We start from the raw sequence: 26,425 nt of genomic DNA, 5'->3' as shown, positions 1-26,425 counted from the left end.
GAGAGGGCTGGGGTGAGGGGCAGAGCTATAGGCTTGCTGGAGACCTATGGTCTGTTTCGATATCGCGATAAGGACATCGACATTCCAAAAGCTAACGACGACCAGTCTTCCTCATTCATAAAGGCATCGCGCCGTAGATCCCGAGAACTATCGAGATGCTGGCTTCCATCGAGTTCCACAGCGAGACGTTTCTCCCTGGGGCGAAATCGGCAAAGTATGGTCCAGTGGGATATTGCCGAACGAACATAAAGCCGTTGACGGTCGCGCGGTTCGGACCAAAGCTTTGGGCTATCTGTGTCGTTTCCGATTTAGGGCCACGCAAACTGAGTGTCCCCGAGAAATGCCCCTCACCCTAACCCTCTCCCCGCAGGCGGGGAGAGGGGACTGTCTCGACAACTGCGGAGACCCCTCAAAGCTCCGACTTGATATCGCCCATCCGGTTCCACGCATCGAGGCCTGCGATTTTGTAGGCTTCGGCGAGCGTCGGGTAGTTGAAGGTGTTTTCGACGAAATATTCGACCGTGCCTTTGAGGTTCAACACCGCCTGGCCGATGTGGACGAGTTCGGTCGCGCCTTCGCCGACGATGTGAACGCCGAGCAGGCGGCGGGTCTTTAGCGAGAAGATCATCTTCAAGAGGCCGGTATCGAGGCCCATGATATGGCCGCGGGACGTTTCGCGAAAACGGGCGATGCCGCATTCATAGGGAATATGGCGTTCCTTGACCTCTTCCTCGGTAAGGCCGCAGGTGGAGATTTCCGGCACGGCGTAGATGCCGTAGGGAAAGTATTTCGGCGGCTCCTTGGCGATGGCGCCGACGGCGACGCGCGCAGCGATACGGCCCTGTTCCATCGACGTCGAGGCAAGGCTCGGAAAACCGACGACATCGCCGGCCGCGAAGATGTGGGGGACGTTGGTGGCAAAGGTCTCGGGATTGACGCTGAGGCGGCCGCGATTGTCCGCCTCCAGACCGGCCGCCGCCAGATTGAGCGTATCGGTAGCACCCATGCGGCCGGCCGCAAACAACACCATGTCGGTGACGATGTGGCGGCCATTGTCCAGCAACAGCTCCACTTTGCCGTCCTGCCGGGTGACCTTTTCGGCCTTTTGCCCCAGCAGCAGTTTCATGTTGCGGTCGCGTAGCTGATAGATGAAGTCCTCGACGATTTCCTTGTCGATGAAGTCGAGCATCGTCGATTTCGGATCGATCAGCGTCACCTGCGTGTCGAGCGCACTGAAGATCGTCGCATATTCGATGCCGATGACGCCGGCGCCGATGACGACCATCGAACGTGGCAGCTCCTCGATCTCCAGCAGCTCGTCGCTGTCGAGAACGGTCCTGCCGTCGAAGGGCATGTAATCCGGACGGAAGGGCTTGGTGCCGACCGCGAGCAGGATGCTGGCGCCGGTGACATGGATCACTTCGCCGTCGTCCTTGACGACCTGCATGGTCTGCGGATCGACGAAGCTTGCCTTGCCGCGAATGTGATGCACGCGATTGCGGGCGAATTGATGCTCCAGCACTTCGACTTCATGGTCGAGAGTGATCAACAGGCGGCGCCGCAAGTCCGAGGCGCTGATTTCCTGCTTTACGCGATAGGCGCGGCCGTAGAAGCCGCGCTCGCGCCAGCCGGAGAGATTGAGCGCGGTTTCACGCAGCGTCTTCGATGGAATAGTGCCGGTATGGACGGAAACACCACCGACCCGCTTCCCTTGTTCGATGACCAGCACCCTCTTGCCGAGCTTGGCGGCCTGAATGGCGCCTCTGCGGCCTGCGGGGCCACTGCCCACGACTATGAGATCGAATCGGTCCATCGGAAGCCTCGGGTGCTGAAATTTATAGAATCAATGTCGCAACGCAACATGCTGCCCGTCAACCGGTAGCCGCTCAATGTTACAGATTATCTAACAGGAAATGATCAGGAGCTGGAAAGGCCAAGCCAAGGCTCGAGCTTTTCGAAAGTCCGGTCCATGGCATAGGCATCGGTAAAGGAAAGTGGCAGATGTCCGTAGATGATCGACATCTGACGTTCCGAAACCGCTTCGCCGGCTTTGGCGATAGCAGCGAGATAGAGGGCCGAGGCAAGCCCCGTGCGGTCTGCGCCGGCTTGGCAATGAATTAACAACGGCTTCGGTGCATCGCGCATGATCTGGACGAGTTGAGCTGCTTGCTCCCGGGTCAGTTCGCGACTGGCAGACATCTTGAAGTCGATGTGGTTGATATTGAGTTCCTTCGCCTGGGCGATTTCGTTGTCATACCAGGTGCGACCGTTGTTTTCGCCGCGCAAGTTTATGATGGTCTTGATGCCATACTGCTTCTGAAATTCGGCGATCGTCGCCGGCGACGGCTGAGACGAGCGGTAGACCTCTCCTGCGATGACGGGATGAAAATTCGTCGTCCAGAGCATATGGGCGTAGAAACCGCAGGCGATCAGCGCGAAGGGAGACAATGCAAAAAGAACACCGCGGCCGATACGGCGCAGACGTTGAGAAAGCGTCGAGGACGTCTTTTGCATGCAGTCTCCGGATACGCCGAACCTCGGGCGGATAAGGCGCAAATAAAACAACCGCTTCCCCCGACAAACGCGCCGATCTGGAGGCATTATCGTTTTGTCAGAACATCCTGACAATTACCTTAAAAGTGGAGGAGATATCGGGAGGCTGGAAACGATCGACGCTTCAGCGCCTCCAGAGCGCTACTCGCATCTTAAGGTAGAATAAAAACAATATAGTGCAATAATATTCTAATGTCTGAATGTATCTGGGAGGCCGATTCAGACCAATCGCAGCGCTCTGAAGCTGACATGGCCGTTCTTGCCGATGATAATATGATCGTGAACGGTGATACCCAAAGGACCGGCCGTGTCGATGATCGTCTTCGTCATCTCGATATCGGCGCGCGAAGGGGTGGAGTCCCCGGAGGGATGGTTGTGGACGAGAATCACGGCGGTGGCCGAGAGTTCGAGCGCCCGCCTGACCACCTCGCGCGGATAGACCGGCGTATGGTCGACCGTACCCAAACCCTGCACCTCGTCGGCGATCAGGGCATTGCGCTTGTCGAGAAACAGGATGCGAAACTGTTCGCGCGCCTCGTGCGCCATTGCTGCGTGGCAATAGTCGATCAGAGCCTTCCAGGAGGAGAGCACCGGCTTGCCCGTCAGCTCGCTTTTCAGCATGCGCTGCGCAACGCTCGCCACCAGCTTCAGGTCAAGGGCCACGGCTTCGCCGACGCCGCTGATTTCCTGCAGCAGATTGGTCGGCGCGCCGAAGACACCGCCAAGCGTGCCGAAACGGGCAAGCAGCGCCTTGGCAATTGGCTTGGTGTCGCGGCGCGGAATCAGCCGAAACAGCAGGAGTTCTAGGATTTCGTAATCGGCAAGCGCCGCATCGCCGCCATCGCGATAGCGATTGCGCAGCCTTTCGCGATGGCCGTGATAGTGAGCCTCGGCATTGGCCGGCGTGCTCGGCGGTTTTGCCGGTTTATCGCGCAGCGCGGCTTTGGCGGGTTGATGGGCGAAAAACAGCCGCTCGTCGAAAAGCGATGCGTCTTCAAGATCATCCGCCGCCCCGCCGCTATCGACGGTCATGTCGCCATGTCCGGAAGAGGAAGCGGGGCGCTTCGCCATCTATTACCCCTGCAGCGGCGGCAGGCCGGGACGGTCGAGGCCGCCGGGCGACAGGGTGAAGATCTCGCAGCCCGTGGCGGTGACGCCGACAGTGTGCTCATACTGCGCCGACAGCGAGCGGTCGCGCGTGACCGCCGTCCAGCCGTCGCCAAGCACTTTCACATGCGGTCGTCCGAGATTGATCATCGGCTCTATGGTGAAGATCATGCCTTCGCGCAGTTCCGGGCCTTCGCTGGCGCGGCCGTAATGCAGGATGTTCGGTGAATCATGGAAGAGGCTGCCGACGCCATGGCCGCAGAAGTCCCGGACGACGGAGCAGCGCTCCGCTTCGGCATAGGTCTGGATCGCCTCGCCAATGGCTCCGGTCCGGGCACCGGGGCGAACGGCGGCAATGCCGCGCATCAGCGATTCATAGGTCACTTCCAGCAGCCGTTCCGCCGAGCGCTTGATCTCGCCGACAGGATACATGCGGCTGGAATCTCCATGCCAGCCGTCGAGCACATAGGTCACATCGATATTGACGACATCGCCGTCGCGCAGCGGCTTGTCATTGGGTATGCCGTGGCAGACGACGTGATTGATCGACGTGCAGGAGGATTTCATATAGCCGCGATAGTTCAGCGTCGCCGGATAGGCGCCGTGATCCATGCCGAACTCGAAGACGAAGCGGTCGATGACGTCGGTCGGTACGCCGGGCCCGACAACGGCAGCCAGTTCGTCTAGGCAGCGTGCAGTCAACTGGCATGCCTTGCGCATTCCTGCGAAAGCATCCGGGCCGTAGAGGCGGATGGCACCTGTATTCTTCGACGGCGCCGTTGCCGCTTCGATGTAATTCACCATGATCAGCCTTCAGCAGAAATCTTTATACTGGTATTTAATGCAGCTATGCCGGGTTCGTCTATCGGGATCAACCCAGCCGGCGTTATTTCCGTCGACGAAACCCTGCATTTCAACGCGTAGACTTCGACGCCGCGTTTCAAAGCTCGCTCGAAGGCTGCCGCGTAAACCGTGTCGAGATCGCAGCAAACACGAAAGCGCTGGCAGTCGTGCCGTTGGATCACGAACAGCATGACGGCGCGGTATCCCGCTTCCGCCATATCGCCGAGTTCTTCGAGATGCTTGGCGCCGCGGGCTGTCACCGTATCGGGAAATTCGGCAAGGCCCGGCTGGCGCATGAAATGTACATTCTTGACTTCGACATAGGTGGTCGTCCGCAAAGGGTCGGTCAAGAGCAGGTCGATGCGGGAATTGCGACCATAATTTTGCTCGCGCCGCAGGGTCGTGTAATCGCCGAGGTCGGAAATCTGGCGGAGAGCGATCGCTTCCGCAGCCAGCCGGTTCGGCATGGCGGTATTGACCCCGACCGTGGTGCCATCGGCCTCGATCAGTTCGAAGACGTGACGATATTTGCGCTTCGGACTTTCGTGTTCTGAAAGCCAGATGCGCGAACCCGGTGTCGTCAGGCCTTGCATCGAGCCTGTGTTCGGGCAAGAGCCGGTGATGATCTCGCCGCTCTCCAGTTCGGCATCGAAAAGGAAGCGTTTATAGCGGGCGATCAGCCGCGCGGGGACGAGGGGCGGGTTGAACAGCATGGATAACAGCCGCTTAGGCGCGCTCCATGACGAAGCTGCCGGGTGCTTCTTCGATGGCGTTCAATGCTGCGCCACCGGGCTTGCGAGCGGGCACCATACGGCTGTCGTTGCTCTTGATCCATTCGAGCCAATGCGGCCACCAGGAGCCTGGCGTCTCCTTGGCTTCGCCCAGCCATTGATCATAGTCACCCTTGACCGCGCCGCCCGTCCAGAACTGGTATTTGTGCTTGTCCGGCGGGTTAACGACGCCGGCGATATGACCGGAGCCAGTCACCACGAATTCCACCGGCCCACCGAAGAACTGGCTGCCGATGAAGACGGATTTGGCCGGCGCGATGTGGTCCTCGCGTGTCGCCAGATTGTAGACGGGTATCTTGACGTCCTTCAGAGACAGCTTTTTGCCGTCGAGCACCATCTTGCCTTGGCTCAGAGCGTTGTCGAGATAGCAATTGCGCAGATAAAACGAATGGTTGGCTGTGGCCATTCGTGTGGAATCGGCGTTCCAGAAGAGGAGATCGAAGGGCAGGGGTTCCTGGCCCTTCAAATAGCTGTTGACGAAATAAGGCCAGATCAGCTCGGAGGCGCGCAGCATGTTGAAGGCCGTCGCCATTTTCGAACCTTCGAGATAGCCGACCGCCTTCATCTGCTCTTCCAGCGACGAGATTTGCTCCTCATCGACGAAGACCTTGAGATCGCCGGCAAAGGTGAAGTCGACCTGCGTGGTCAGAAAGGTCACGGTGCGGATACGCTTGTTCTTTTCCTTGGCATGCAGGGCGAGCGTTGCCGCCAGCAGCGTACCGCCGACGCAATAGCCGACGGCGTTGACCTCTTTCTCTCCAGTTGCCTTCTCGATCGTATCCAGCGCGAAATCGATGCCTTCGCGCGCATAGGACGTCCAATCCTTGGCCGCGTGGCGCTCATCCGGGTTCACCCAGGAGATGACGAAGACGGTGTGCCCCTGTTCGACACACCATTTGATGAAGGATTTCTGCGGATTGAGATCGAGAATGTAGAATTTGTTAATCCAGGGCGGGCAGATCAGCAGCGGCCGCTTCAACACCTTGTCCGTTGCCGCCTCATATTGAATGACCTGGCAGACGTCGCTCTGCGCGATCACCTTGCCCGGCGTCAGTGCCATGTCCCGTCCGACAGCGAATTTCGTCATATCGGTCTGGCGCAACCGCAATTCGCCGCGGCCGGCGCTGATATCCTCGGCAAACATCTTCATGCCGCGCACCAGGTTTTCCGCATTGGACGCGACGGTCTCGCGGTAGAGCTGCGGATTGGTGGCGACGAAATTGGTCGGCGACAGCGCCGCGGTGATCTGCTTGGTGTAGAAGGAGGCCTTGTGGCGCGTGTGCTCGTCCAGCCCTTCGGCATCGGTGACCAGCTTGTCCGCCCAGCCGGCGGTCAGGAGATAGGTCTGACGCAGGAAATCGAAGAAAGGATTTTTCTGCCAATCCTCGTCGGCGAAGCGTCTGTCCTTCACCGGTTCAGCCTCGGCAGCCGAATCGCCGCTGAGCCGCTGCATGGTTTTCGTCCACAGGCCGAAATAGCCGGATAGCAGATAGGTCTGCGCCTCCAATGTCCGGCGTGGATCGGAAAGCCAGTATTCGCTGACCTTGGAGAGCGTCTTGACGATATCGGTCATCGGATCGGCGACGGTGTCGATCTTCTCGCCGCGCTCGCGTGGCGCAAGCCATGCGGAAGCGGCCTTGCCGAGATTTTCCAACGCACGGGCAAAGTTGACGGCCATCGCCTCGGGGTCTTTGACAATGTAAGGCTCGACCGACTTCGGGTCGAAGCCGGGAAAGGTGCCGTGGCTATCACTGTTGTCCCGCTTGCTGTCGGTCACGCATCATCCTCCCGGCGGCAGCTCACTTTTGTTTTCCATTTGTACATCTTGCTGGAAAAGGAATACAAGTCGAATGAAACGCAACCCTGCTCTTGCTTTGCCGCTGCGACAAATTTAACAGTCGCAACCCACGGCAAGGAATAGAGCAGGACGACAATATGGGCGGCGGCATGGTGGCAAGACTCAACCGGTATTCCGTACTCTGCGGTGCTTTGTGCGGCATTCTCGCGCTGGCGCTTGCCGGCTGCACGACGCCTGAGGAAAAGGCGGCCTTTGCCAAGAGCAAGCAGGCCCCACAGGCTGTGGTCGTCAAGTCCGCCGAGGGCAAGCCGGTCGACGAGGGCAACACGCAGCAGCACTACAAGGACGGTTACCCCTCCTTCAACGCTCCCCCGACGGCGGCGAATGTCCAGATCAACGACCAGCAGGCGGCCGATATCGGCAAGCAATTGACGGCGCTCGGTGCACAGCACAAGGCCGGCACGATTACCGACGCCGAATATCAGAAACGCGTGGCCGAGATGCGCAAGCTCGCCGCCGAACACGGCCAGGATACGTTGTCGGAAATTCAGCAGCAGAGCGCCGAGCCCAGCCAGACGCCCGCGCCGACGCAGAATTAGCCTTGCGTTTGAGGCGATTTGGACGCAAAGCGTTCAGCTAGGCTGAATTTCGATGTTTCTTCCTGGGTTGATAGTAGATTGCGTCTATAACCGCCAAAGATTCACCGTATCCTTCGCGTCAGTATAGTTGCGGCGCCGCGATTCCGGAGTTCGTATCGCGGCTCACCGAGAGATTGACGAACTTCATTGCGGTTGTAAGGGCCGCTGTCCCATGGGGAAAGAAATGGAAGAGTTTCATAAAGTCCGGCGCTTGCCGCCCTACGTCTTCGAACAGGTCAACCGTTTGAAGGCCAGCGCGCGAGCGGGCGGGGCCGACATCATCGACCTCGGCATGGGCAATCCGGACCTTCCGACCCCCAAGGCCATCGTCGACAAGCTCTGCGAAGTGGTCCAGGACCCGCGCACGCATCGCTATTCCTCATCCAAGGGCATTCCCGGTCTGCGCCGCGCGCAGGCCGCCTATTATGCCCGCCGCTTCGGCGTCAAGCTCAATCCGGATACGCAGGTGGTCGCCACCCTCGGCTCCAAGGAAGGCTTCGCCAACATGGCGCAGGCGATCACGGCGCCGGGCGACGTTATCCTGTGCCCGAACCCGACCTATCCGATCCATGCCTTCGGCTTCCTGATGGCTGGTGGCGTTATCCGCTCGATGCAGGTCGAACCGGACGACAGCTTCTTCCCGCCGCTGGAACGGGCCGTGCGCCATTCGATCCCGAAGCCGCTGGCACTGATTCTCAACTATCCGTCCAACCCGACGGCCTATGTTGCGACGCTGGATTTCTACAAGGAAGTCGTCGCCTTCGCCAAGAAGCACGACATCATCGTGCTGTCGGATCTTGCCTATTCGGAAATCTACTTCAACGACGATCCGCCGCCGTCCGTCCTGGAAGTTCCGGGCGCGATGGACGTCACGGTCGAGTTCACCTCGATGTCGAAGACCTTCTCCATGCCCGGTTGGCGCATGGGCTTCGCCGTCGGCAACGAGCGTCTGATCGCGGCTTTGACGCGCGTCAAATCCTACCTCGATTACGGTGCCTTCACGCCGATCCAGGTGGCGGCGACGCATGCGCTGAACGGTGACGGCTCCGATATCGCGGAAGTTCGCAACATCTATAAGCGCCGCCGCGACGTGCTGGTCGACAGCTTCGGCAAGGCCGGCTTCGATGTGCCGCCGCCGGCAGCGACGATGTTTGCCTGGGCGAAGATCCCGGAAAAATTCCGTCATCTCGGTTCGTTGGAATTCTCGAAGCTTCTGGTCGAGAAGGCCGATATCGCAGTGGCGCCCGGCATCGGCTTCGGCGAGCAGGGCGACGATTACGTCCGCATCGCGTTGGTCGAGAACGAGCATCGCATCCGTCAGGCGGCGCGCAATTTGAAGCGCTTCCTCTCCACCGCGGATGAGACCATGCATAATGTGATTTCACTGAACGCCCATCGCTCCTAATTTTTCACGGCAGCCGTTTTCGCGGCTGCCGTGCCCCAAGACATTGATCAGGAATTCCTCATGGCAGATGCCCTCAAAATCGGCATTGCGGGCTTGGGCACCGTTGGTGCCTCGCTTGTCCGTATCATTCAGAGCCGCGCCAACGAGCTTGCCGTTACCTGCGGCCGTCCCGTCAAGATCGTCGCCGTCACGGCCCGCGATCGCAGCAAGGATCGTGGTATCGACCTTACCGGCATCGAATGGTTCGGTGGTCCGGTCGATCTGGCGCAGAAGGCCGACATCGACGTCTTCGTCGAATTGATCGGCGGTGCCGAAGGGGCGGCCAATGCCGCCGTGCGCGCAGCCCTTGCCCGCGGCCTGCATGTCGTCACCGCCAACAAGGCGCTCCTTGCCTATCATGGCGTCGAACTGGCCGAGATTGCCGAAGAGAAGGGCGCGCTGCTTAACTTCGAAGCGGCGGTCGCCGGCGGCATTCCCATCATCAAGGCGCTGCGTGAATCCCTGACCGGCAACACGATCTCGCGCGTCTACGGCATCATGAACGGCACCTGCAACTACATCCTGACCCGGATGGAGAAAGAGGGCCTGTCCTTCGCCGATTGCCTGAAGGAAGCCCAGCGTCTCGGTTATGCCGAAGCTGATCCGGCCTTCGACATCGAGGGCAACGACACGGCGCATAAGCTCGCCATCCTGACGACGCTTGCCTTCGGCAACCGCATCGCGGCCGACGATATCTATCTCGAGGGGATCACCAATATCTCCATCGAGGATATCCGCGCCGCTGCCGACCTCGGTTATCGCATCAAGTTGCTCGGCGTCGCCCAGCGCACTGAGACCGGCATTGAACAGCGCGTTCACCCGACCATGGTGCCGCTCGAATCGGTCATCGCCCAGGTCGACGGCGTCACCAATGCCGTCGCGGTCGAATCGGATATTCTCGGCGAACTGCTGATGGTCGGCCCTGGCGCCGGCGGCAATGCGACGGCTTCCTCCGTGCTCGGCGATATCGCCGACATCGCCAAGAGCCAGCCGGGTGCGCAGCGCGTGCCGGTGCTCGGTCATCCGGCGAAGGCGTTGGAACCCTATCGCAAGGCGCAGATGCAGAGCCACGAAGGCGGCTACTTCATCCGCCTGACCGTTCTCGACCGCACCGGCGTTTTCGCCAGCGTCGCGACCCGCATGGCGGAAAACCACATCTCGCTGGAATCGATCGTGCAGCGTGCAACGCAGCACCTGGCCCCGGCTCATCATCAGACGATCATCCTCGTTACCCATGCGACGACGGAGGATTCGGTGCGCAAGGCCGTCGCCGCAATCAAGACCGAGGGCTACCTCGTCGGCGAGCCGCAGGTCATCCGCATCGAGCGGCCGAAGGAATAATTCTGACGACCAAGGCCCGTTCCGACAAATCGGAATGGGCCTTCCAATTCTGGGAGAGATGGTGGAACAGCCGGCAGATCCTGTGCAGCGGGCATTTCTGGGCGTCGAACGCTCCGTCTCCGGCAACCGCTGGATTTCCCGGCTCGACCAGGCCGGCCAGAACCGGGCGCTGGCCATCGCTCAAACTCATGGACTGCCGGATCTGATCGCCCGCGTTCTAGCCGGCCGCGGCGTCGGCCTCGAAGAGGCCATGGCCTTCCTCGATCCCACGATCCGCAGCCTGATGCCCGACCCCCATCTGCTGACAGACTGCGAGAAGGCGGCGCAACGCCTGCTGCGCGCCATCAAAACGGGCGAGACGGTCGCGATCTTCGGTGATTACGATGTCGACGGCGCAGCATCCTCGGCGCTGCTCTATCGTTTTCTCACTCATTTCGGCGTGACGGCCAGCATCTATATTCCAGACCGCATCTTTGAAGGCTATGGCCCGAATCCGGTTGCCATCAACCAACTCATCGATAACGGCGCAACGTTGATCGTTACCGTCGATTGTGGTTCCACCAGCTTCGAATCGCTGGAAGCGGCGAAGGCTCGCAATATCGACGTCGTCGTCATCGATCATCATCAGGTTGCGCATGAGCTGCCGCATTGCCACGCGCTGGTCAATCCGAATCGGGAGGATGATCTGTCGGGGCAGGGACATCTCTGCGCCGCCGGCGTTGTCTTCCTGGTTTTGGTTGCGGCCCTGCGGCAGTTGCGCGAGGCAGGCGATGCCCGGGTCCGCTCCATGGACCTGCTTGCCTGGCTCGATATCGTCGCCCTGGCGACGGTTTGCGATGTCGTACCCCTGAAGGGGCTGAACCGCGCCTACGTCGTCAAAGGCCTGATCGCAGCGCGCCATCAGGGCAATCCCGGCCTTGCCGCTCTGTTTCGAAAAGCTGGGCTCGGCGGCCCCGTAAGCCCTTATCACTTTGGTTTCATGATCGGCCCGCGCATCAATGCCGGCGGGCGTATCGGCGATGCGGCGCTTGGCGCCCGGCTGCTGACGCTCGACGTTGCCTCCGAGGCCGAGACGATCGCCGAGAAGCTGGACGAGCTCAATCGCGAGCGCCAGGCGATGGAAGCCGCCATGCTGCAGGAGGCGGAAGCCGAAGCGCTGGCCGAATATGGCAATGGCGACGGAGCCTCCGTCATCGTCACGGCGCGGGAAAGCTGGCATCCCGGCATCGTCGGTCTGATTGCCTCGCGGCTAAAGGACAAGTTCCGTCGCCCGGCTTTTGCCATTGCTTTTGATAGGATGGGGCGGGGCACGGGCTCCGGGCGCTCGATCAACGGTTTCGACATGGGCCGCATGGTGCGCGCCGCCGTCGACGCCGGCCTGCTCGTCAAGGGCGGCGGTCATGCCATGGCGGCGGGCCTGACGGTCGAGCGCGCCAATCTCGGCAAACTCCGCGCCTTCTTCACCGAGAAGGCAGAAAGACAAGTCGCCGGCCTCGTCGCCAATGAAACACTGAAGATCGATGGCGCGCTCGGTGCCGGCGGTGCGACGGTGGAGCTGGTCGACCAGCTCGAAACCGCCGGCCCCTACGGCTCCGGTCACCCACAGCCGATTTTCGCCCTTCCAAGCCACCGCCTGCGTGATTCACGCCTCGTCGGCCAATCTCACATCAAGATCACCCTGGAAGCCCAGGATGGCGGCCGCCTCGACGGCATCGCTTTCCGCGCCGTTGAAACGCCCCTCGGGGAGCTTCTGCTCTCCTCCCGCGGATCACAGATCCACATCGCCGGCACGCTCGGTGCCGATCATTGGCAGGGCGCAAGGCGCGTGCAGTTGCGCGTAATGGATGCCGCCAAGGCGCCGTGAACTGCGAACGGAAAATCGCCGCTTTAGCACAGAGAAATCAGAGTTTTAGGGAAGGGAAGCAGTGGCACGCCCTAGGGGAGTCGAACCCCTCTTTACAGAATGAAAATCTGTCGTCCTAACCGATAGACGAAGGGCGCGTGCTGTGGCGCCCTTATAGTCAGCACCTTTTGTTCTCGCAAGCGGAAAATCGAGAAAAATCTACGGGTAGAGGCGGATTTTTCGAGGCAATTGTGGAAAAGCTCGGAATGGGTCCTGTTGGTACGCCCTAGGGGAGTCGAACCCCTCTTTACAGAATGAGAATCTGTCGTCCTAACCGATAGACGAAGGGCGCAGGCTGCGCTTGCGATCATATAGGAATAGCGCAAAGCCGCCGCAAGCGGAAGCTGGATCATTGATCGCAACCCTCGACATAGGTCTTGCAGCAATCATGCAACCTTGCGAATTCGCCGGCATACCGGTATTTTAAGTTGAGCGGGATTTTGCGACCGATATGCATGCCGTGCTGCCGCACGAACGTTGCCTTTCACAATCACAAAAGGATCCCATCATGCCGGACAAGTCTGCAAGCGGTATCGATCGCCGCGATCTGATAATGGCATCCATCGCGACGGTCGGCGCCGTTGCCACAGCCGCCATCACCGTCAACGCTGGTCCAGCGAATGCTGAGGACGCAGCGATACCTCCTGCCAATCCGTCATCGGGAACGGTCTATACCGGCGATGTTATCGAAGGCAAAAAGGTCGTCAGCGCGCTCGATGTCAACGACCTGGAGCCCGGCAAGAAGCACCTCTTGTATTTCCGGGGTGTTGAGATGCCGACCGGACAGCACTGGCATGTGTCTGTGATGGTCGCCAAGGGAGTAAAGCCGGGCAAGCGCGGTGTCCTGACCAGTGGCGTACATGGCGACGAGATGAGTTCCATGCATACGGTCCAGCTCGTGATGAACCAGCTCGACCCGGCGCAGATGTCGGGCACGGTGATGGCGGTCACAGACGTATCCCCCGCGGCCCTGGGAAGCATGCAGCGCAGATGGCCCAACCAGGGCAGGGGCATCGATCTGATCGATATGAATCGGGAGTGGCCCGGGAACGAGAACGGCGCCACCGCGCCCAGCCGACACGCCGGGCTTCTGTTCAATCGGCTGCTGCGACCGAACGCCGACTTCGCGATCGACTTCCACACCGGGACAACCGGATTTGAAGTCACGGCATTCAATATTGGCGGTATGGATGTGCCCGAGGTCAAGGCGATGGTGGAGTTGTACCCCGTCGGCCAGATCTTCGACAATCACGTCTATCCCGGTGTCCTGCACAACGCGTTCATGGATGTGGGCATCCCGGCATTCACGCCGGAAATCGGCGCTCCGCGCGTCTTAGACCTAGAAATGATCTCGCTCTTCGTGGAAGGCACAATGAACGTCCTCAAGCATCACGGCATCGTTGCCGGGCCGATGGGGCGTACAGGCAAGGACGTGACGGTTTTTGTCGGTAACAGCGCGTTCCCGATCCTGGCCACCGCGGGCGGGCTCGTTGAGCATCTGGTCAAACTCAATGATAAGGTCGGAGCCGGACAGAAGGTTGCCATCCAGCGCAATAGCTTCGGCGAGGTGGTTGCGGAATATACAAGCGGCGTGGCCGGAGAGATAACGGGCCAGCGCAGCGATGCAATGTCCGAGCCGGGCAATCCCTTGGTGTTCATCCTTTTCAACAAGCCGGCGCCGGAGGATGTTCAGGTCTATCCCGAGTAGTCACATCGAGCACCACACATCAGACTTTTTCAACATTCTCGGTCATTGCCGTAAGTTCGGCTGATGACGAACGCGTTTCCGCTTGGGGTCGATCGCGGACCCAAGTACTCGGTTTTGTTCTGAAGTGATGGAAACAGTGGCACGCCCTAGGGGAGTCGAACCCCTCTTTACAGAATGAAAATCTGTCGTCCTAACCGATAGACGAAGGGCGCGTGCTGTTGTGTGGCGCGCTTATAGCGGGGTGATTTCATTCCCGCAAGCGCCTATTTCGCTTTTTCTTGGAAAAAATGACAGAAGCATAACGCTTCGGCGAAGTTTGAATAAGCATGCCTTAACAGCATGTTGCGCCAATTTGCAGAAGGGGCGGGCTTAGAGCCCCCCGCCACTCTGCGGCTGCGTTATCAGCGGCTTGCCATCCTGGCCCTGGCCCTTCGAGGCAACGATATGCGCCAGCATCAGGGCCTCCTTGCTGTCTATCCTACGAGCGTTGGAACCGCGAGCGGGCAGGATTTTCGAGGGCGTTGCGTCCGCAGTCGGCTTCATCGGGCTCCCCGATGCATAGGCGGCGTTGCGGACGACGGGTGGCGGAATCACCGCCTGCGACGTTTGGTCGACGGGCATTCCGCCGTTACCCTGTTGTGGCGTGACATTCTGCGTCGCGCTTGGCGGCATGCTATAGACGCTGCGCATGATCGGCGTGATTCCCTGCGATTGTCCCGGCTGGGTATTGGCCAGCGTTCCGTCCGGATTGACGGCAATCGGCGGGGGTGCCGAATAGATGCTGCTTCTGTTGGCGTTGACACCCGTCGGCTGCGTCACCAGGCCGGCAATGCCGGCCGGCGCATCGGTGGCCACAGGCGTTGCCCCGGCTGGTGCCGGCGGGAAGAAGGATTGGCTGTTCGTCTCTTCGGCGACCATCTGTTGCCGGGTGCCATGCACGCTGTGCACCATTGGATCGCGATAGGCGAGATCGCCCTTTTGCCGTTTCGCGTCGGCTTTGGTGTTGAGGGCATCGGCAAGCTGTTCGGCAGCACTGGGCTGCGGTTCGGCCGCGGCCGCCTGTTTCTGTTTGTCACCTGCCGTCGCGCAGCCAGCGAGCATCAGAAATGACATGGCGACGGCAATAGAGCTTGCGAGCTTTTTATTGCCGGATAAAATCTGCTGATCGCACAAAGGACGTTCCCCGCTTAAAAGTTGGCACCGGAACGGCCTCTTGCGAGGGACGATGATCTCGCGCGGTTCTAAACTGGGAACGATGACCGCGCGAAATCCGATGCATGATGCTTCGAGTCGTTCCAAGCATGCCGGAGAGCGGGTATGGCCGGCAAGCGCGAAACCGATGGCTCCGCGCGCGCCGCAAGCCTCACGAAAGCTAGCGCTTTACCAAGCGCCAGTATTGGGCATCGAAGCCCAGGGCTCGGCGGAAGCCAGGTTGGCGCCCTTCTGCAGGATCTCGATGGAAATGCCGTCCGGAGAACGCACGAAAGCCATGTGACCATCGCGGGGCGGCCGGTTGATTGTAATGCCATTGTCCATAAGCTTCTGGCAGATTGCGTAGATGTCATCGACCTCATAGGCGAGGTGACCGAAGTTGCGTCCTCCGGTATACTCCTCAGGGTCCCAGTTGTAGGTGAGCTCCAGACTGGGGGCACCGCTGCTTCGGGAAGCCTCTGCATCTTCGCTGGCAGCAAGGAAAACGAGTGTGAAACGGCCTTTCTCGTTTTCATAGCGACGGGTTTCGGTGAGGCCGAAGAGAGTGCTATAAAAGTGCAGTGAAGCGTCGAGATCGGTAACGCGGACCATGGTGTGGAGATAACGCATACTGTTTCCTCTCTAATGTTTGTGCTGAGACGATCATGAAACGAGACACCAGCTTCAGGCAAGACTCGGCGCGCTAATCTACGGATGGGAATAAACGAAAACTAGGACTTGCGCTTTTCCGTTACCAAGATGTTAATCTTGATTTCAAGGAATCAGTTAACTGTAACAGTGTGACGCGTAATCGAGGGCTGGCTAAGATGGGTGACAGAATTTCATCGAAGGGAATCGTCGACTTCGGAGAGATGTCGGGCGAGGCCGTCGAGCTCATCGAAATCTCCGGCGTCGTCAAATGGTTCGACGTCGCCAAGGGTTTTGGCTTCATCGTTCCGGATAACGGCATGCAGGACGTTTTGTTGCATGTGACGTGCCTGCGCCGCGACGGTTATCAGACCATTCTCGAGGGAACGCGCATCGTTGCGCTGATCCAGCGTCGCGAACGTGGGTATCAGGCTTTCAAGATCCTCTCCATGGATCAGTCGACCGCCGTGCATCCGTCGCAGATGCCGCCGGTGCGCACCCATGTGCAGGTCACGGCGACAAGCGGCCTAGAGCGCGCCTTGGTCAAGTGGTTCAACCGCACCAAGGGCTTCGGTTTCCTGACGCGCGGTGAGGGCACGGAAGACATCTTCGTGCATATGGAAACGCTGCGTCGTTTCGGTCTGGCGGAGTTGCGGCCGGGGCAGGTGGTTCTCGTCCGCTTCGGGCCGGGTGAGAAGGGACTGATGGCGGCGGAAATCCATCCGGATGCGCCAAGCCCGGTGACGCGGCCGCATTGACATGATCAGAGCTACGTTTTCTGCTGTTTTGAAGAGCGCCGTCGTGGCGCTTTTTCTTGTCGGGGCATCCGTTCCAGCCTTCGCGGCGCAAGCGGCCAGCGAGAAAGCGGTAACGTTCGATTCGGAACCTCTGTCGATCAAAACGGCAAAGGGCGTGACACACAAATTCACCGTGGAATTGGCTTTGACCGAGCCGCAGCTCGAGTACGGCCTGATGTATCGCAAGAGCATGCCGGCTGATCACGGCATGCTTTTCGATTTCGGTGCGCCGCGCCCCGTCATGATGTGGATGAAGAATACCGTATTGCCGCTCGATATGCTCTTCCTGGACAAGAGCGGCGTCGTAACGCACATTCAGGAAAACGCCTCACCCTATTCGGAAGCGATCATCAATTCCGGCGGGCCGGTGCTTTACGTTATTGAGCTAAACGGCGGTACCGCCAGAAAACTCGGCCTTGCCGTCGGCGACAAGGCGACCAGCGCCACGATTTCCGCCAAGCTCGGCAAATAGATTTTCCCCGGGGATCAGCGCTTCAACGCCATTTTAGCTGTTGCAGCACGGAGATGAACCGTGTATCTCCCCACTCGTTCCGCTGAGCGGAACAACGCGATCTCCTGAAGGGATTACGCGACAGGTACGGAGTGTAGCGCAGTCTGGTAGCGCATCTGGTTTGGGACCAGAGGGTCGGGAGTTCGAATCTCTCCACTCCGACCATTTAAATCCCCCTAATATCTATGAATCAGAATGCCGCCTGGCAGCCTTTTTGCTTGAAAACAAAGGGATTCGCGGCTAAGCAAATCCCACAATGCTCTGCCATTATAGGCTGGGCGAAGACGAGAGAAGCAAAAAGGCGGGACTGTCCCGCTTATCCGGAGGCGCTGCAGCGATGCCTGCCAAGATTTACCGTCCCGCAAAAACCGCCATGCAATCCGGCAAGGCCAAGACCCATTTGTGGGTTCTGGAATTCGACCAGGAAATTCCGCGCAGGATCGATCCGATCATGGGCTATACCTCCTCGGCCGATACGCGCCAGCAGCTCAAGCTGACTTTCGAGACGCAGGAACAGGCCGAAGCCTATGCACAGCGCAACGGCATCGAATACCGCGTCCTTGCCCCTAAGGACGCCAACCGCCAGGTTGTCTCCTATACCGATAACTTCCGTTTCAATCGCATTCAGCCCTGGACCCATTGATCCAGCATTCGTTGAATTCGATGGCCATTGAGTTTGACGGAAGTTTCAGGCATGTGTTGTCAGCCGCGAACGGTTCGCGGCGGCTTGGTTTTCAGGCCCCTTAGCTCAGCTGGATAGAGCACCTGCCTTCTAAGCAGGTGGTCGCAGGTTCGAATCCTGCAGGGGTCGCCATCTCCTTTTTAACTAATTGATTTTGAATGATTATTTTCCTGCTCCTCCTCGCTGGATCGGAGTGAGGGGTTAGGATGTTCTCGTTTCACTGAGTTTGTCCGCATTCAGCCCGAGGCTGCGATATAGCTTGTGACACGCGGCGAACGATAGGGCGGCGAGGAAAAGGTGGGGCTGGAGTACCGGTTACTGTCCATCGCACGGGAATCCCAATAGCCTCTAGTTTCCACTCGTTGCAAAATCGAATAACATCTCTCTTTATGACAGGTGGTCAAAGAGAGCATTAGGGGTGTCTATGCAGCCGATCTACTACAGGCTCGCGAGAGCAGTCGCCTTCGGCATTCTGATTATTTTTCCCGCTGTTTTCGTGGCTTCCTGCTCGACGGTCGGCGGACAATCTGGTTCCGCAACCGCAAGAAAATCGACAGATCCCGCCACCGCCAAAGACAAAGCGGCTGACCGTCGGCGATGGTCAGAGAGAGTCCAACGAGATAATCAGTTAGCTCCAAGCGGGTCGCAACCGGGTTCCTATGGCTCTGTCCGTCCTCTCTTGACTTGGTGAGCGATAGACTTGTGGACTGCCCTGTTGCATCCATTATTTGTCAGTCTGTTGCAGCACACAACGCCACAACAGAGCCAGACTCAATGCGTCTCCATTGGCCAACCGCCAGCATCTGCCGGTCTGGTTGCATTCACTGCCATGTCGATGAGGTCATAACCGGCCACTGCACCGATCACTCTTACAACGATGATTGCTGCGCTGAGAAGCGCCAGCGCAGCGATTATCCTGTCGCTTTTCTTCACGTGCCGTCTCGTCCCCCCGATGCCTATAAACTGCATCCCCAAGCAGCGGTCGGCAATATATCGAGTTTAGGGCGGGGCGCTACGACTATGTTCTTGCCGCCGGCCTTTACGTTACGGCGCCTCAGAAAGGGACGCCTTTGAGCGGCGACAATCGGTCAGGCGACGTTGAGGTCGGCGATCTCCCCGTGCCGGGCTAGGAGGCGAGGGGAGGTCATGTCGCCGGTCTCTTCGTCGACCATGACCGCATAGGCGGCGACGCCGACGAAACGCGCGGACATGGAAGAGGCGATCTTTTCGGCGCTGGCGGCGCTCGACGCCTGCCGCATCTCTCCTGGGACCAGATTTCCACGGTTCTTCTTATAGGGAAGGATAATAAATTTTTCGCCGGATGCCATTGTGCTCGCCCTGATTTGTTCACACAATGTTCTGGTTTGCACCAAGTGTCAATATGGTTAACTGCAGTAGCCGTCGCAAATCCGAATGCATATAGAAAAACCCGCCGGCTGGGTCGCAGCCGACGGGTTTTGATTGTCGTGTCGTCCGTTCAGTGCAAGATCTGGCTCAAGAACAGCTTGGTGCGTTCGTGCTGCGGATGTTCGAAGAATTCCTTCGGCGAGTTTTGCTCGACGATCTGGCCCTGGTCCATGAAGATCACGCGGTTGGCGACCTGGCGGGCGAAGCCCATTTCGTGGGTGACGCAGAGCATGGTCATGCCTTCTTCGGCGAGACCCACCATCGTATCCAGCACTTCCTTGATCATTTCCGGGTCGAGTGCCGAGGTCGGCTCATCGAACAGCATGATCTTCGGGTTCATGCAGAGCGAACGGGCGATCGCCACACGCTGCTGTTGACCGCCGGAAAGCTGGCCAGGATATTTCTTCGCCTGCTCCGGAATCTTGACGCGGGTGAGGAAGTGCATCGCAATTTCCTCCGCCTGCTTCTTCGGCATCTTGCGCACCCAGATCGGCGCCAGCGTGCAGTTTTCCAGGATCGTCAGATGGGGGAAGAGGTTGAAGTGCTGGAACACCATGCCGACTTCGCGGCGGACTTCGTCGATCTTCTTCAGGTCGTTCGTCAGTTCCGTGCCATCGACGATGATCTGGCCCTTCTGATGCTCTTCAAGGCGGTTGATACAGCGGATCATCGTCGATTTGCCCGAGCCGGAAGGCCCGGCAATAACGATTCGCTCGCCGCGCATGACCTTAAGGTTGATGTCGCGCAGCACGTGGAAATCGCCGTACCACTTGTTCATGTTGATCATTTCGACTGCAACTTCCGTGTCGGAAATGGTCAGTTTTTTGGGTTGGGCGTCAGCCATATTTTTTCCCTCAGTTTTTATCGTTTGTGGCCAGTGTCGAGATGGCGTTCCATGAAGCCTGAATAGCGCGACATGCCGAAGCAGAACAGCCAGAATATGAAGCCCGCGAAGACCAGACCCGTAAGCGGTGTCACGGCGCTTGCCCAATTTGCGTCGGAAAAGTTTTGTCGAACGATGCCGAGCAGGTCGAACATGCTGATGATCGACACCAGCGACGTGTCCTTGAACATGCCGATGAAGGTGTTGACGATGCCGGGTATGACGAGCTTGATCGCCTGCGGCAGAACAATCAGGCGCATCTTTTGCCAGTAGCCGAGGCCGAGCGAATCGGCACCTTCGAACTGCCCCTTCGGAACCGCCTGCAGACCGCCGCGGATGACTTCGGCCATGTAGGCCGAGGTGAAGATCGAAACGCCGACGACGGCGCGCAGCAGCTTGTCCACCGTCCAGCCCTGCGGCAGGAAGAGCGGCAGCATGACGCTGGCCATGAACAGTACCGTAATCAGCGGAATGCCGCGGATGACCTCGATGAAGAGGACGCACAGCATGCGGATGACGGGCATTTTCGAGCGTCGTCCGAGCGCAAGCAGGATGCCCAAAGGAAATGATACGATGATTGCGACGAAGGAAAGGACCAGCGTTACCATCAGGCCGCCCCACTTCTGCGTTTCCACGACCGGGAGGCCGAAGCCGCCGTAAAGCAGGAAAAACGAGACGATAGGGAGGACGATAAACGCCAAAATGGCATTCAACCCCTTTTTAGGCACCGACGGTATCATCATCGGCGCAAACAGGATGATGGTGAGAATGGCGACCAGTGCCGGACGCCAGCGCTCATCCGGCGTGTAAAGGCCGACCATGAAGATGGTGAACTTCGCCCGGACGAAGGCCCAGCAAGCGCCGCTCCAGCCGTCAGGTTGCGTCCCGCCTTGCACGGTCGTGGCGCAGAATGTGCGATCGGTACCGTTCCACACCGCCTGGACGAACAGCCAGTTGACGACATGCGGAATGGCCCAGGCGAGAAAGGCTATGGCAAGGATGGTTAGAACGACATCCTGCGGCGTCGCCAGTAGATTTTTCCTGACCCAGTGAATGACGCCTTTTTCGCTTGAGGGCGGCGGCAATTGGGGGAGGATGGTTTTGCTCACAAAGCTTTGGCTTCCGTTGGACATCTTATCTCTCCACCAAAGCCATCTTGGCGTTGAACCAGTTCATGAACAGCGACGTCGCGATGCTGAGCGTAAGATAGACAAGCATCCAGATGACGAAGACTTCGATGGCTCGACCAGACTGATTGAGAATAACGCCGCCGACGGCGACCAGATCGGCATAGCCGATGGCGATCGCGAGCGAGGAGTTCTTCGTTAGATTGAGATACTGGCTCGTCAACGGCGGAATGATGATGCGCATTGCCTGTGGAATGACGATGAGCCGCGTGATGGCGCCGGAGCGAAGCCCGAGCGCGCCGGCAGCTTCCGACTGCCCCTTGGCAACGGCGCGAATGCCGCCGCGAACGATTTCGGCGATATAGGAAGCCGTATAGAAGGAAAGCGCCAGGAATAGCGAGATGAATTCCGGTCCAATGACAGAGCCGCCTGTCAGATTGAACTTGCCTGCGACAGGATAGTCAAAGGAAAGCGGCATGCCAGCTGCGAAGAAGGTCAGGAGCGGTAAACCGATGAATATCGCCACGGCCACCCAAATCGTGTGAAATTGCTTGCCGGTCGCCGCCTGGCGCTTGTGCGCCCAACGGGCCACGAAGAATATGGCGATGATGGCGACCACGACGGCGATGCCGACAGCCCACATCCCGGCACCGAAAATCGGGCTTGGAAAGGCAAGGCCGCGATTGCTCAGATAGCTGGAGAACGGCAGGTGCAGGGCCTCACGAGCCTGCGGCAGCAGCACCAGCACGCCGCTATACCAGAAGAAGATAACGAGCAGCGGCGGGATATTTCGGAACAACTCGACATAGGCCTGGCAGAGCTTAGCGATCAGCCAGTTATGTGAAAGCCGGCCGATACCGACGATGAAGCCGATGATCGTCGCTGCGATGATGCCGGATATTGCGATGAGAATGGTATTGAGCAGGCCGACGACGAGCGCGTTGATGTTTGTGGAATCGCTCGAAAATGGAATCAGCGCTTGGCCGAGATTGAAGCCGGCGCGTCCGCCCAGAAACGAAAATCCAAAAGGCTGGTTTGACGCACGCAGATTCTCGGCGGTGTTGTGGATAACGAAGCCGATGAGCGCCAGCAGAATTGCGATGGTAAAGACTTGGTAAACCAAGCCTCGGACTTTGGGATTATTGATCGCTGATCCGGACGATCGTTCGCCCTCGGGCGAATTTATTGTAATTGCCATGCAGACTTTTTCCCCTCTGTGCCCGTTTCGGGCTTGTTTTCTTAAGGGAGGAAAGGCGGAAAACCGCCTTTCCCAATGTCATGCGGTCGCGGCTTAGCGGACCGGGGGTGCGTACTGAATGCCACCCTTGTTCCACAGAGCGTTCAGGCCACGCTGGATCTTCAGCGGGCTGCCGGCGCCGATGTTGCGGTCGAAGACTTCGCCGTAATTGCCGACGCCCTTGATGATATTATACGCCCAATCGTTGGTCAGGCCGAGGTCCGTGCCGATGGTCGAGCCCTGCTCGGCGCCGAGGAAGCGCTTGATGTCCGGGTTGGCCGAATTCTTCATCTCGTCGACGTTCTTCTGCGTAATGCCGAATTCTTCGGCATTGATCAGAGCATAAGCCGTCCAGCTCACGATATCGAACCACTGGTCGTCGCCCTGGCGAACGGCCGGTCCGAGCGGCTCCTTGGAGATGATTTCCGGCAGAACGACGTTGTCGTCAGGGTTCTTCAGCGTCAGGCGCAGCGCATAGAGGCCGGACTGGTCGGTAGTATAAACGTCGCAACGGCCGGAGTCGTAAGCGGCGTTGACTTCTTCGAGCTTGTCGAAGACCACCGGATTGTACTGAAGGTTGTTGGTCTTGAAGTAGTCGGCGAGGTTGAGCTCGGTCGTCGTACCGGATTGAACGCAAACGGCGGCGCCGGAGAGTTCCAGAGCCGACTTTACGTTCAGCTCCTTACGAACCATGAAGCCCTGGCCGTCATAATAGGTGACCGGGCGGAAGTTGAGGCCGAGCGCGGTATCGCGGTTGATCGTCCAGGTGGTGTTGCGCGAAAGCAGGTCAATTTCACCGGACTGCAGCGCAGTGAAGCGGTCTTTCGCGCTGAGAGGGGTGTACTTCACCTTGGTTACGTCGCCGAAGACAGCAGCAGCGACAGCCTTGCACAGGTCAACGTCGAAGCCGGCATAGTTCCCGGAGGCGTCGGGCTGTGAAAAGCCAAGAAGGGCACTATTTACGCCGCATTGAACAAAGCCCTTGGCCTTCACATCGCTCAACGTCGAAGCCGACGCGCCAGAAGCGGTGTATGCCAAAGCTGCCGCTCCGAGGAATACGGACAGAGCAATCTTTTTCATCTTTCCCAACCTTTGTCTATTGTTTTATAGTTAAAGCTTATCGCTCCCGAAGCAGGCTCTCGGAGAACCGTGTTCCTCACTCTCCCGGTGCGAGTGATCCTATCACAGTCGTAAATGCATTTGCGGTCAAGACACAGCCCAACTTATTGAGGAATAATTCGGCGTTTTCGCTGGTTTAGGTTCGAAATCGGGCGTTTGGCTTCTATTTGAGCAGCATTTTGCCAAAAAACTGCGCGAAAATGACGGATTATTCCGTCATTCCCGTATTTTAGCTTGTGCATAAATATTAGAATTTTCTGGATCGTTCGGGGGTTGACCCCGCCGCGCTTGGCAGCCACTAATCGAAGTCTCCACAGCGCCAAAGGCATACCCAGACATGAAAGACAAAGACACATTGCTGCAGAACGCCGGCATCAACACGCGTTTGTCCCACATCGGTAATTCGCCCTCCGATTTCCACGGCTTCGTCAATCCGCCGGTCGTGCATGCCTCGACGGTGCTGTTCCCGAATGCGCGAACCATGGAGCTGCGTGACCAGAAATATACCTATGGCACGCGCGGCACACCGACGACCGATGCGCTTTGCGAGGCTATCGACGCACTGGAAGGATCGGCCGGAACAATCCTGGTGCCGTCCGGCCTTGCAGCGATCACCGTGCCGTTCCTTGCCTTTCTGTCGTCAGGCGACCACGCACTGATCGTCGATTCAGTCTACGGGCCGACGCGCATCTTCTGCGATACCATGCTGAAGCGTCTGGGTGTCGAGGTCGAATATTACGATCCTTTGGTCGGCGCCGGCATCGAGCTGCTGATCAAGCCGAACACCAGGCTGGTGCACACAGAAGCGCCGGGCTCCAATACCTTTGAAATGCAGGATATTTCCGCGATTTCGACCGTCGCTCATCGTCATGGCTGCGTCGTCACCATGGACAATACCTGGGCGACGCCTGTCTATTTCAAACCATTGGATCATGGCGTCGACATCTCCATTCACGCGTCGACGAAATATCCGGCCGGTCACTCCGATATTCTGATGGGGACGGTATCCGCCAATGCCGCTCATTGGGAGCAGTTGAAGGAAGCCAATATCCAGCTCGGCATCTGCGGCGCGCCGGATGATGCCTATCAGGTGCTGCGGGGCCTGCGCACCATGGGCGTGCGCCTCGAGCGCCATCAGGAAAGCGCGCTCGCCATCGCGCAATGGCTGGAGAGCCGCGACGACGTCGCACGCGTGCTGCATCCGGCCTTGCCGAGTTTCCCGAGCCATGAACTTTGGAAACGCGACTTCAAGGGATCGAGCGGCATTTTCTCCTTTGTGTTGGCCACCGACCGTCCAGAGAAATTCAAGGCCAAGGCGCACGCCTTCCTCGATGCGCTGCGGATTTTCGGTCTGGGCTATTCCTGGGGCGGTTTCGAAAGCCTCGCGTTGCACGTCAATCTCAACGACCGACGCATCAGCAAAGCGCCGTCGGAAGGGCCAGTGCTGCGCCTGCAGATCGGTCTTGAGGACGTCGCCGATATCAAGGCCGATATCGAAAAAGGCCTTGCTGCCGCGAAAGAGGCCTGATCAGCCCATGGCGCGATAGCCGTAGACCCAATCCAGATCCGCCGCGAGCTTTTGCGGCGGACGCATGGAAAGAACGAAATTGCGGGCCAGCCGCACGGGTCCGCGGGCATGATAGGCGAATTGGTTGAGGGCAGCGCGTTGGCGCAGGCGCGCGATGCGCGGCGTGCGATGCTTTTCGAAAAGATCGAGTGCTTCGGTGAGGGGATGAGACGCCACCATACCGGCGAGTTCGAAGGCATCCTCGATCGCCATGGCAGCCCCTTGCGCCGCAAAGGGCATCATCGCATGCGCTGCGTCGCCAATTAATACGACATCCTTGCCATTGTGCCAGCGACCGACGCTTGCTTCGTAGAGCGGCCAGAAGGTGGCTTGTTCCTGGCGCTCGAGCATTGTCGTGATGGCATCGTTCCAGCCTGAGAAGTGCCGCAGAAGATGCTCGCGTTGCGCCTTGGTGCCGGTGGCGCTCCAATCATGGCTCGCACTGCTTCCGGACATAATCGCAACGATGTTGAAGGCGGCATGTTCCTTGATCGGATAGCTGACGAGATGTGCCGAAGAACCAAGAAACGCCGTGACGCTCGTTCTGTCCAGGACGCTCGAGGCGGATACCTCGGGGATGGTGAAACGCCAGGCAATATTGCCGGAGAAATGCGGCGAGGGGGCGCCAGGCACCAATGCGCGCGTCCTCGACCAGACGCCATCGGCGCCGACGATCAGATCCACGTCCATGCCGCCGATCTCGTTCAATCCGTTCGCGTCTGTCCTATTGATATCGTGGCCGAGATGCAGCGTGCACAACGGGTTGGCCGTCACCGCGGCGAGAAGCGCCTTTTGCAGCGTCGCACGATGAACAGCGCCATAGGGGGCGCCCCAGCGCTCCCTGGCGAAACTGCCGCAGGGCACGGATGCGAGCAGCCGCAAGGACGAACCGGAGACCAGCCGCACCTCTTTCGGTTCCAGCCAGACAGGCCGAAGGGTGTCGAGCACGCCGAGCGTGTCGAGAATGCGGGATGCGTTGGGAGAGATTTGCAGGCCGGCGCCGACTTCGGTCAGCGCTTCGGCCCGTTCGAAAATGTCCGAGCGAATGCCATGCCTGGCAAGCGCTAGCGCCGCGGTGAGGCCGGCTATTCCGGCACCGATGATCGCGGCAGTCTTGATCGGCATTTGAG

25 protein-coding genes and 5 tRNA genes are annotated in these 26,425 nt (G+C 58.9%); 11 read left to right on the top strand and 19 right to left on the bottom strand.

What is annotated here, in order from left to right:
- Nucleotides 1-44: 44 nt before the first annotated feature.
- The 7 genes from QD357_RS01635 to phaC form a co-directional block, all read right to left on the bottom strand.
- Nucleotides 45-179: a hypothetical protein gene (locus tag QD357_RS01635; protein ID WP_414123940.1), complete on the bottom strand. Its 135-nt coding sequence runs from the start codon at nucleotides 177-179 to the stop codon at nucleotides 45-47.
- A 230-nt stretch (nucleotides 180-409) separates the two neighbouring features.
- On the bottom strand, nucleotides 410-1,813 hold the full coding sequence (gene sthA / locus QD357_RS01630) for a Si-specific NAD(P)(+) transhydrogenase (protein WP_107107900.1): 1,404 nt from the start codon (nucleotides 1,811-1,813) through the stop codon (nucleotides 410-412).
- Between the two features lie 104 nt (nucleotides 1,814-1,917).
- Complete coding sequence (locus QD357_RS01625) at nucleotides 1,918-2,514, bottom strand: dual specificity protein phosphatase family protein (RefSeq protein WP_107107901.1); 597 nt, start codon at nucleotides 2,512-2,514, stop codon at nucleotides 1,918-1,920.
- Nucleotides 2,515-2,772: 258 nt separating this feature from the next.
- Nucleotides 2,773-3,585: a RadC family protein gene (gene radC / locus QD357_RS01620; RefSeq protein WP_414124013.1), complete on the bottom strand. Its 813-nt coding sequence runs from the start codon at nucleotides 3,583-3,585 to the stop codon at nucleotides 2,773-2,775.
- A gap of 42 nt (nucleotides 3,586-3,627) precedes the next feature.
- Nucleotides 3,628-4,464: a type I methionyl aminopeptidase gene (map, locus tag QD357_RS01615; RefSeq protein ID WP_107107903.1), complete on the bottom strand. Its 837-nt coding sequence runs from the start codon at nucleotides 4,462-4,464 to the stop codon at nucleotides 3,628-3,630.
- Nucleotides 4,465-4,466: 2 nt separating this feature from the next.
- Entirely contained in the window at nucleotides 4,467-5,216 is a 750-nt protein-coding gene (gene sfsA / locus QD357_RS01610) for a DNA/RNA nuclease SfsA (protein WP_107107904.1), read from the bottom strand.
- Between the two features lie 13 nt (nucleotides 5,217-5,229).
- Nucleotides 5,230-7,071 (bottom strand): class I poly(R)-hydroxyalkanoic acid synthase, encoded by a 1,842-nt coding sequence (phaC, locus tag QD357_RS01605; protein ID WP_107107905.1) that lies wholly within the window; start codon nucleotides 7,069-7,071, stop codon nucleotides 5,230-5,232.
- Between the two features lie 158 nt (nucleotides 7,072-7,229).
- On the opposite strand from phaC, the gene QD357_RS01600 reads away from it, so the two are divergent.
- The 4 genes from QD357_RS01600 (at nucleotide 7,230) to recJ (ending at nucleotide 12,379) form a co-directional block, all read left to right on the top strand.
- Nucleotides 7,230-7,691 carry a hypothetical protein gene (locus tag QD357_RS01600; RefSeq protein ID WP_107107906.1) on the top strand — a complete coding sequence of 154 codons (462 nt, stop codon included), beginning with the start codon at nucleotides 7,230-7,232 and terminating at the stop codon, nucleotides 7,689-7,691.
- A 223-nt stretch (nucleotides 7,692-7,914) separates the two neighbouring features.
- Complete coding sequence (locus tag QD357_RS01595) at nucleotides 7,915-9,135, top strand: LL-diaminopimelate aminotransferase (RefSeq protein ID WP_107107907.1); 1,221 nt, start codon at nucleotides 7,915-7,917, stop codon at nucleotides 9,133-9,135.
- Between the two features lie 60 nt (nucleotides 9,136-9,195).
- On the top strand, nucleotides 9,196-10,515 hold the full coding sequence (locus QD357_RS01590) for a homoserine dehydrogenase (protein ID WP_107107908.1): 1,320 nt from the start codon (nucleotides 9,196-9,198) through the stop codon (nucleotides 10,513-10,515).
- A 58-nt stretch (nucleotides 10,516-10,573) separates the two neighbouring features.
- Entirely contained in the window at nucleotides 10,574-12,379 is a 1,806-nt protein-coding gene (recJ, locus tag QD357_RS01585; protein WP_107107909.1) for a single-stranded-DNA-specific exonuclease RecJ, read from the top strand.
- 62 nt (nucleotides 12,380-12,441) lie between these two features.
- Here the strand turns inward: recJ and QD357_RS01580 are convergent.
- Together QD357_RS01580 and QD357_RS01575 are read right to left on the bottom strand one after the other, a co-directional pair.
- Nucleotides 12,442-12,516: transfer RNA gene (locus QD357_RS01580), tRNA-Glu, on the bottom strand.
- 119 nt (nucleotides 12,517-12,635) lie between these two features.
- Nucleotides 12,636-12,710 (bottom strand) — tRNA-Glu (locus QD357_RS01575).
- Between the two features lie 216 nt (nucleotides 12,711-12,926).
- On the opposite strand from QD357_RS01575, the gene QD357_RS01570 reads away from it, so the two are divergent.
- Complete coding sequence (locus QD357_RS01570; RefSeq protein WP_107108136.1) at nucleotides 12,927-14,126, top strand: succinylglutamate desuccinylase/aspartoacylase family protein; 1,200 nt, start codon at nucleotides 12,927-12,929, stop codon at nucleotides 14,124-14,126.
- 137 nt (nucleotides 14,127-14,263) lie between these two features.
- Here the strand turns inward: QD357_RS01570 and QD357_RS01565 are convergent.
- From QD357_RS01565 to QD357_RS01555, 3 genes are all read right to left on the bottom strand, one after another.
- Nucleotides 14,264-14,338: transfer RNA gene (locus QD357_RS01565), tRNA-Glu, on the bottom strand.
- A gap of 157 nt (nucleotides 14,339-14,495) precedes the next feature.
- Nucleotides 14,496-15,239, bottom strand: a complete 744-nt coding sequence (locus QD357_RS01560; RefSeq protein WP_245407455.1) for a hypothetical protein — start codon at nucleotides 15,237-15,239, stop codon at nucleotides 14,496-14,498.
- A 267-nt stretch (nucleotides 15,240-15,506) separates the two neighbouring features.
- Complete coding sequence (locus tag QD357_RS01555; RefSeq protein WP_107107911.1) at nucleotides 15,507-15,947, bottom strand: VOC family protein; 441 nt, start codon at nucleotides 15,945-15,947, stop codon at nucleotides 15,507-15,509.
- Between the two features lie 197 nt (nucleotides 15,948-16,144).
- Between QD357_RS01555 and QD357_RS01550 the strand changes: the two genes are divergently transcribed.
- The 5 genes from QD357_RS01550 to QD357_RS01530 all read left to right on the top strand — a co-directional run bounded on the left by QD357_RS01550 (nucleotide 16,145) and on the right by QD357_RS01530 (nucleotide 18,087).
- Nucleotides 16,145-16,723 carry a cold-shock protein gene (locus tag QD357_RS01550; protein ID WP_028753855.1) on the top strand — a complete coding sequence of 193 codons (579 nt, stop codon included), beginning with the start codon at nucleotides 16,145-16,147 and terminating at the stop codon, nucleotides 16,721-16,723.
- Nucleotide 16,724: 1 nt separating this feature from the next.
- The gene (locus tag QD357_RS01545; protein WP_107107912.1) at nucleotides 16,725-17,234 is read left to right on the top strand and encodes a DUF192 domain-containing protein; all 510 of its coding nucleotides are present in this window, start codon (nucleotides 16,725-16,727) and stop codon (nucleotides 17,232-17,234) included.
- A 127-nt stretch (nucleotides 17,235-17,361) separates the two neighbouring features.
- Nucleotides 17,362-17,438: transfer RNA gene (locus QD357_RS01540), tRNA-Pro, on the top strand.
- Nucleotides 17,439-17,610: 172 nt separating this feature from the next.
- On the top strand, nucleotides 17,611-17,916 hold the full coding sequence (locus QD357_RS01535; RefSeq protein ID WP_107107913.1) for an ETC complex I subunit: 306 nt from the start codon (nucleotides 17,611-17,613) through the stop codon (nucleotides 17,914-17,916).
- Nucleotides 17,917-18,010: 94 nt separating this feature from the next.
- Nucleotides 18,011-18,087, top strand: a tRNA-Arg gene (locus QD357_RS01530).
- 639 nt (nucleotides 18,088-18,726) lie between these two features.
- Here QD357_RS01530 and QD357_RS01525 read toward each other — a convergent pair.
- The 6 genes from QD357_RS01525 to QD357_RS01500 form a co-directional block, all read right to left on the bottom strand.
- The gene (locus QD357_RS01525; protein WP_181316043.1) at nucleotides 18,727-18,888 is read right to left on the bottom strand and encodes a hypothetical protein; all 162 of its coding nucleotides are present in this window, start codon (nucleotides 18,886-18,888) and stop codon (nucleotides 18,727-18,729) included.
- Nucleotides 18,889-19,043: 155 nt separating this feature from the next.
- The gene (locus QD357_RS01520; protein ID WP_107107915.1) at nucleotides 19,044-19,283 is read right to left on the bottom strand and encodes a hypothetical protein; all 240 of its coding nucleotides are present in this window, start codon (nucleotides 19,281-19,283) and stop codon (nucleotides 19,044-19,046) included.
- A gap of 149 nt (nucleotides 19,284-19,432) precedes the next feature.
- A complete protein-coding gene (locus tag QD357_RS01515; protein ID WP_028754999.1) occupies nucleotides 19,433-20,206 on the bottom strand; it encodes an amino acid ABC transporter ATP-binding protein in 774 nt (257 codons plus the stop codon).
- Between the two features lie 17 nt (nucleotides 20,207-20,223).
- Nucleotides 20,224-21,378 (bottom strand): amino acid ABC transporter permease, encoded by a 1,155-nt coding sequence (locus QD357_RS01510; RefSeq protein ID WP_107107916.1) that lies wholly within the window; start codon nucleotides 21,376-21,378, stop codon nucleotides 20,224-20,226.
- A 1-nt stretch (nucleotide 21,379) separates the two neighbouring features.
- Nucleotides 21,380-22,570: an amino acid ABC transporter permease gene (locus tag QD357_RS01505; protein WP_107107917.1), complete on the bottom strand. Its 1,191-nt coding sequence runs from the start codon at nucleotides 22,568-22,570 to the stop codon at nucleotides 21,380-21,382.
- Between the two features lie 93 nt (nucleotides 22,571-22,663).
- Nucleotides 22,664-23,689 carry an amino acid ABC transporter substrate-binding protein gene (locus tag QD357_RS01500; RefSeq protein ID WP_107107918.1) on the bottom strand — a complete coding sequence of 342 codons (1,026 nt, stop codon included), beginning with the start codon at nucleotides 23,687-23,689 and terminating at the stop codon, nucleotides 22,664-22,666.
- Between the two features lie 376 nt (nucleotides 23,690-24,065).
- Here QD357_RS01500 and QD357_RS01495 point away from each other — a divergent pair, with 376 nt between their 5' ends.
- A complete protein-coding gene (locus tag QD357_RS01495; RefSeq protein ID WP_107107919.1) occupies nucleotides 24,066-25,256 on the top strand; it encodes a cystathionine beta-lyase in 1,191 nt (396 codons plus the stop codon).
- On the opposite strand, the gene QD357_RS01490 is transcribed toward QD357_RS01495, so the two are convergent.
- Complete coding sequence (locus QD357_RS01490) at nucleotides 25,257-26,420, bottom strand: FAD-dependent monooxygenase (RefSeq protein WP_107107920.1); 1,164 nt, start codon at nucleotides 26,418-26,420, stop codon at nucleotides 25,257-25,259.
- Nucleotides 26,421-26,425 lie beyond the last annotated feature (5 nt).

This window comes from Rhizobium sp. BR 317 (assembly GCF_047445835.1).
Taxonomy (GTDB): Bacteria; Pseudomonadota; Alphaproteobacteria; order Rhizobiales; family Rhizobiaceae; genus Rhizobium; species Rhizobium paranaense.
The sequence above is the reverse complement of the archived record's forward strand: the minus strand, read 5'-3'. Positions and strand labels throughout refer to the sequence as shown.

Excerpts from the sequence above, each read along its gene's own strand:
- sthA (WP_107107900.1), bottom strand. The coding sequence starts at position 1,813 with ATGGACCGATTCGATCTCATAGTCGTGGGCAGTGGCCCCGCAGGCCGC.
- QD357_RS01625 (WP_107107901.1), bottom strand. The coding sequence starts at position 2,514 with ATGCAAAAGACGTCCTCGACGCTTTCTCAACGTCTGCGCCGTATCGGC.
- radC (WP_414124013.1), bottom strand. The coding sequence starts at position 3,585 with ATGACCGTCGATAGCGGCGGGGCGGCGGATGATCTTGAAGACGCATCG.
- map (WP_107107903.1), bottom strand. The coding sequence starts at position 4,464 with ATGGTGAATTACATCGAAGCGGCAACGGCGCCGTCGAAGAATACAGGT.
- sfsA (WP_107107904.1), bottom strand. The coding sequence starts at position 5,216 with ATGCTGTTCAACCCGCCCCTCGTCCCCGCGCGGCTGATCGCCCGCTAT.
- QD357_RS01600 (WP_107107906.1), top strand. The coding sequence starts at position 7,230 with ATGGGCGGCGGCATGGTGGCAAGACTCAACCGGTATTCCGTACTCTGC.
- QD357_RS01595 (WP_107107907.1), top strand. The coding sequence starts at position 7,915 with ATGGAAGAGTTTCATAAAGTCCGGCGCTTGCCGCCCTACGTCTTCGAA.
- QD357_RS01590 (WP_107107908.1), top strand. The coding sequence starts at position 9,196 with ATGGCAGATGCCCTCAAAATCGGCATTGCGGGCTTGGGCACCGTTGGT.
- recJ (WP_107107909.1), top strand. The coding sequence starts at position 10,574 with ATGGTGGAACAGCCGGCAGATCCTGTGCAGCGGGCATTTCTGGGCGTC.
- QD357_RS01570 (WP_107108136.1), top strand. The coding sequence starts at position 12,927 with ATGCCGGACAAGTCTGCAAGCGGTATCGATCGCCGCGATCTGATAATG.
- QD357_RS01560 (WP_245407455.1), bottom strand. The coding sequence starts at position 15,239 with ATGTCATTTCTGATGCTCGCTGGCTGCGCGACGGCAGGTGACAAACAG.
- QD357_RS01555 (WP_107107911.1), bottom strand. The coding sequence starts at position 15,947 with ATGCGTTATCTCCACACCATGGTCCGCGTTACCGATCTCGACGCTTCA.
- QD357_RS01550 (WP_028753855.1), top strand. The coding sequence starts at position 16,145 with ATGGGTGACAGAATTTCATCGAAGGGAATCGTCGACTTCGGAGAGATG.
- QD357_RS01545 (WP_107107912.1), top strand. The coding sequence starts at position 16,725 with ATGATCAGAGCTACGTTTTCTGCTGTTTTGAAGAGCGCCGTCGTGGCG.
- QD357_RS01535 (WP_107107913.1), top strand. The coding sequence starts at position 17,611 with ATGCCTGCCAAGATTTACCGTCCCGCAAAAACCGCCATGCAATCCGGC.
- QD357_RS01520 (WP_107107915.1), bottom strand. The coding sequence starts at position 19,283 with ATGGCATCCGGCGAAAAATTTATTATCCTTCCCTATAAGAAGAACCGT.
- QD357_RS01515 (WP_028754999.1), bottom strand. The coding sequence starts at position 20,206 with ATGGCTGACGCCCAACCCAAAAAACTGACCATTTCCGACACGGAAGTT.
- QD357_RS01510 (WP_107107916.1), bottom strand. The coding sequence starts at position 21,378 with ATGTCCAACGGAAGCCAAAGCTTTGTGAGCAAAACCATCCTCCCCCAA.
- QD357_RS01505 (WP_107107917.1), bottom strand. The coding sequence starts at position 22,570 with ATGGCAATTACAATAAATTCGCCCGAGGGCGAACGATCGTCCGGATCA.
- QD357_RS01500 (WP_107107918.1), bottom strand. The coding sequence starts at position 23,689 with ATGAAAAAGATTGCTCTGTCCGTATTCCTCGGAGCGGCAGCTTTGGCA.
- QD357_RS01495 (WP_107107919.1), top strand. The coding sequence starts at position 24,066 with ATGAAAGACAAAGACACATTGCTGCAGAACGCCGGCATCAACACGCGT.
- QD357_RS01490 (WP_107107920.1), bottom strand. The coding sequence starts at position 26,420 with ATGCCGATCAAGACTGCCGCGATCATCGGTGCCGGAATAGCCGGCCTC.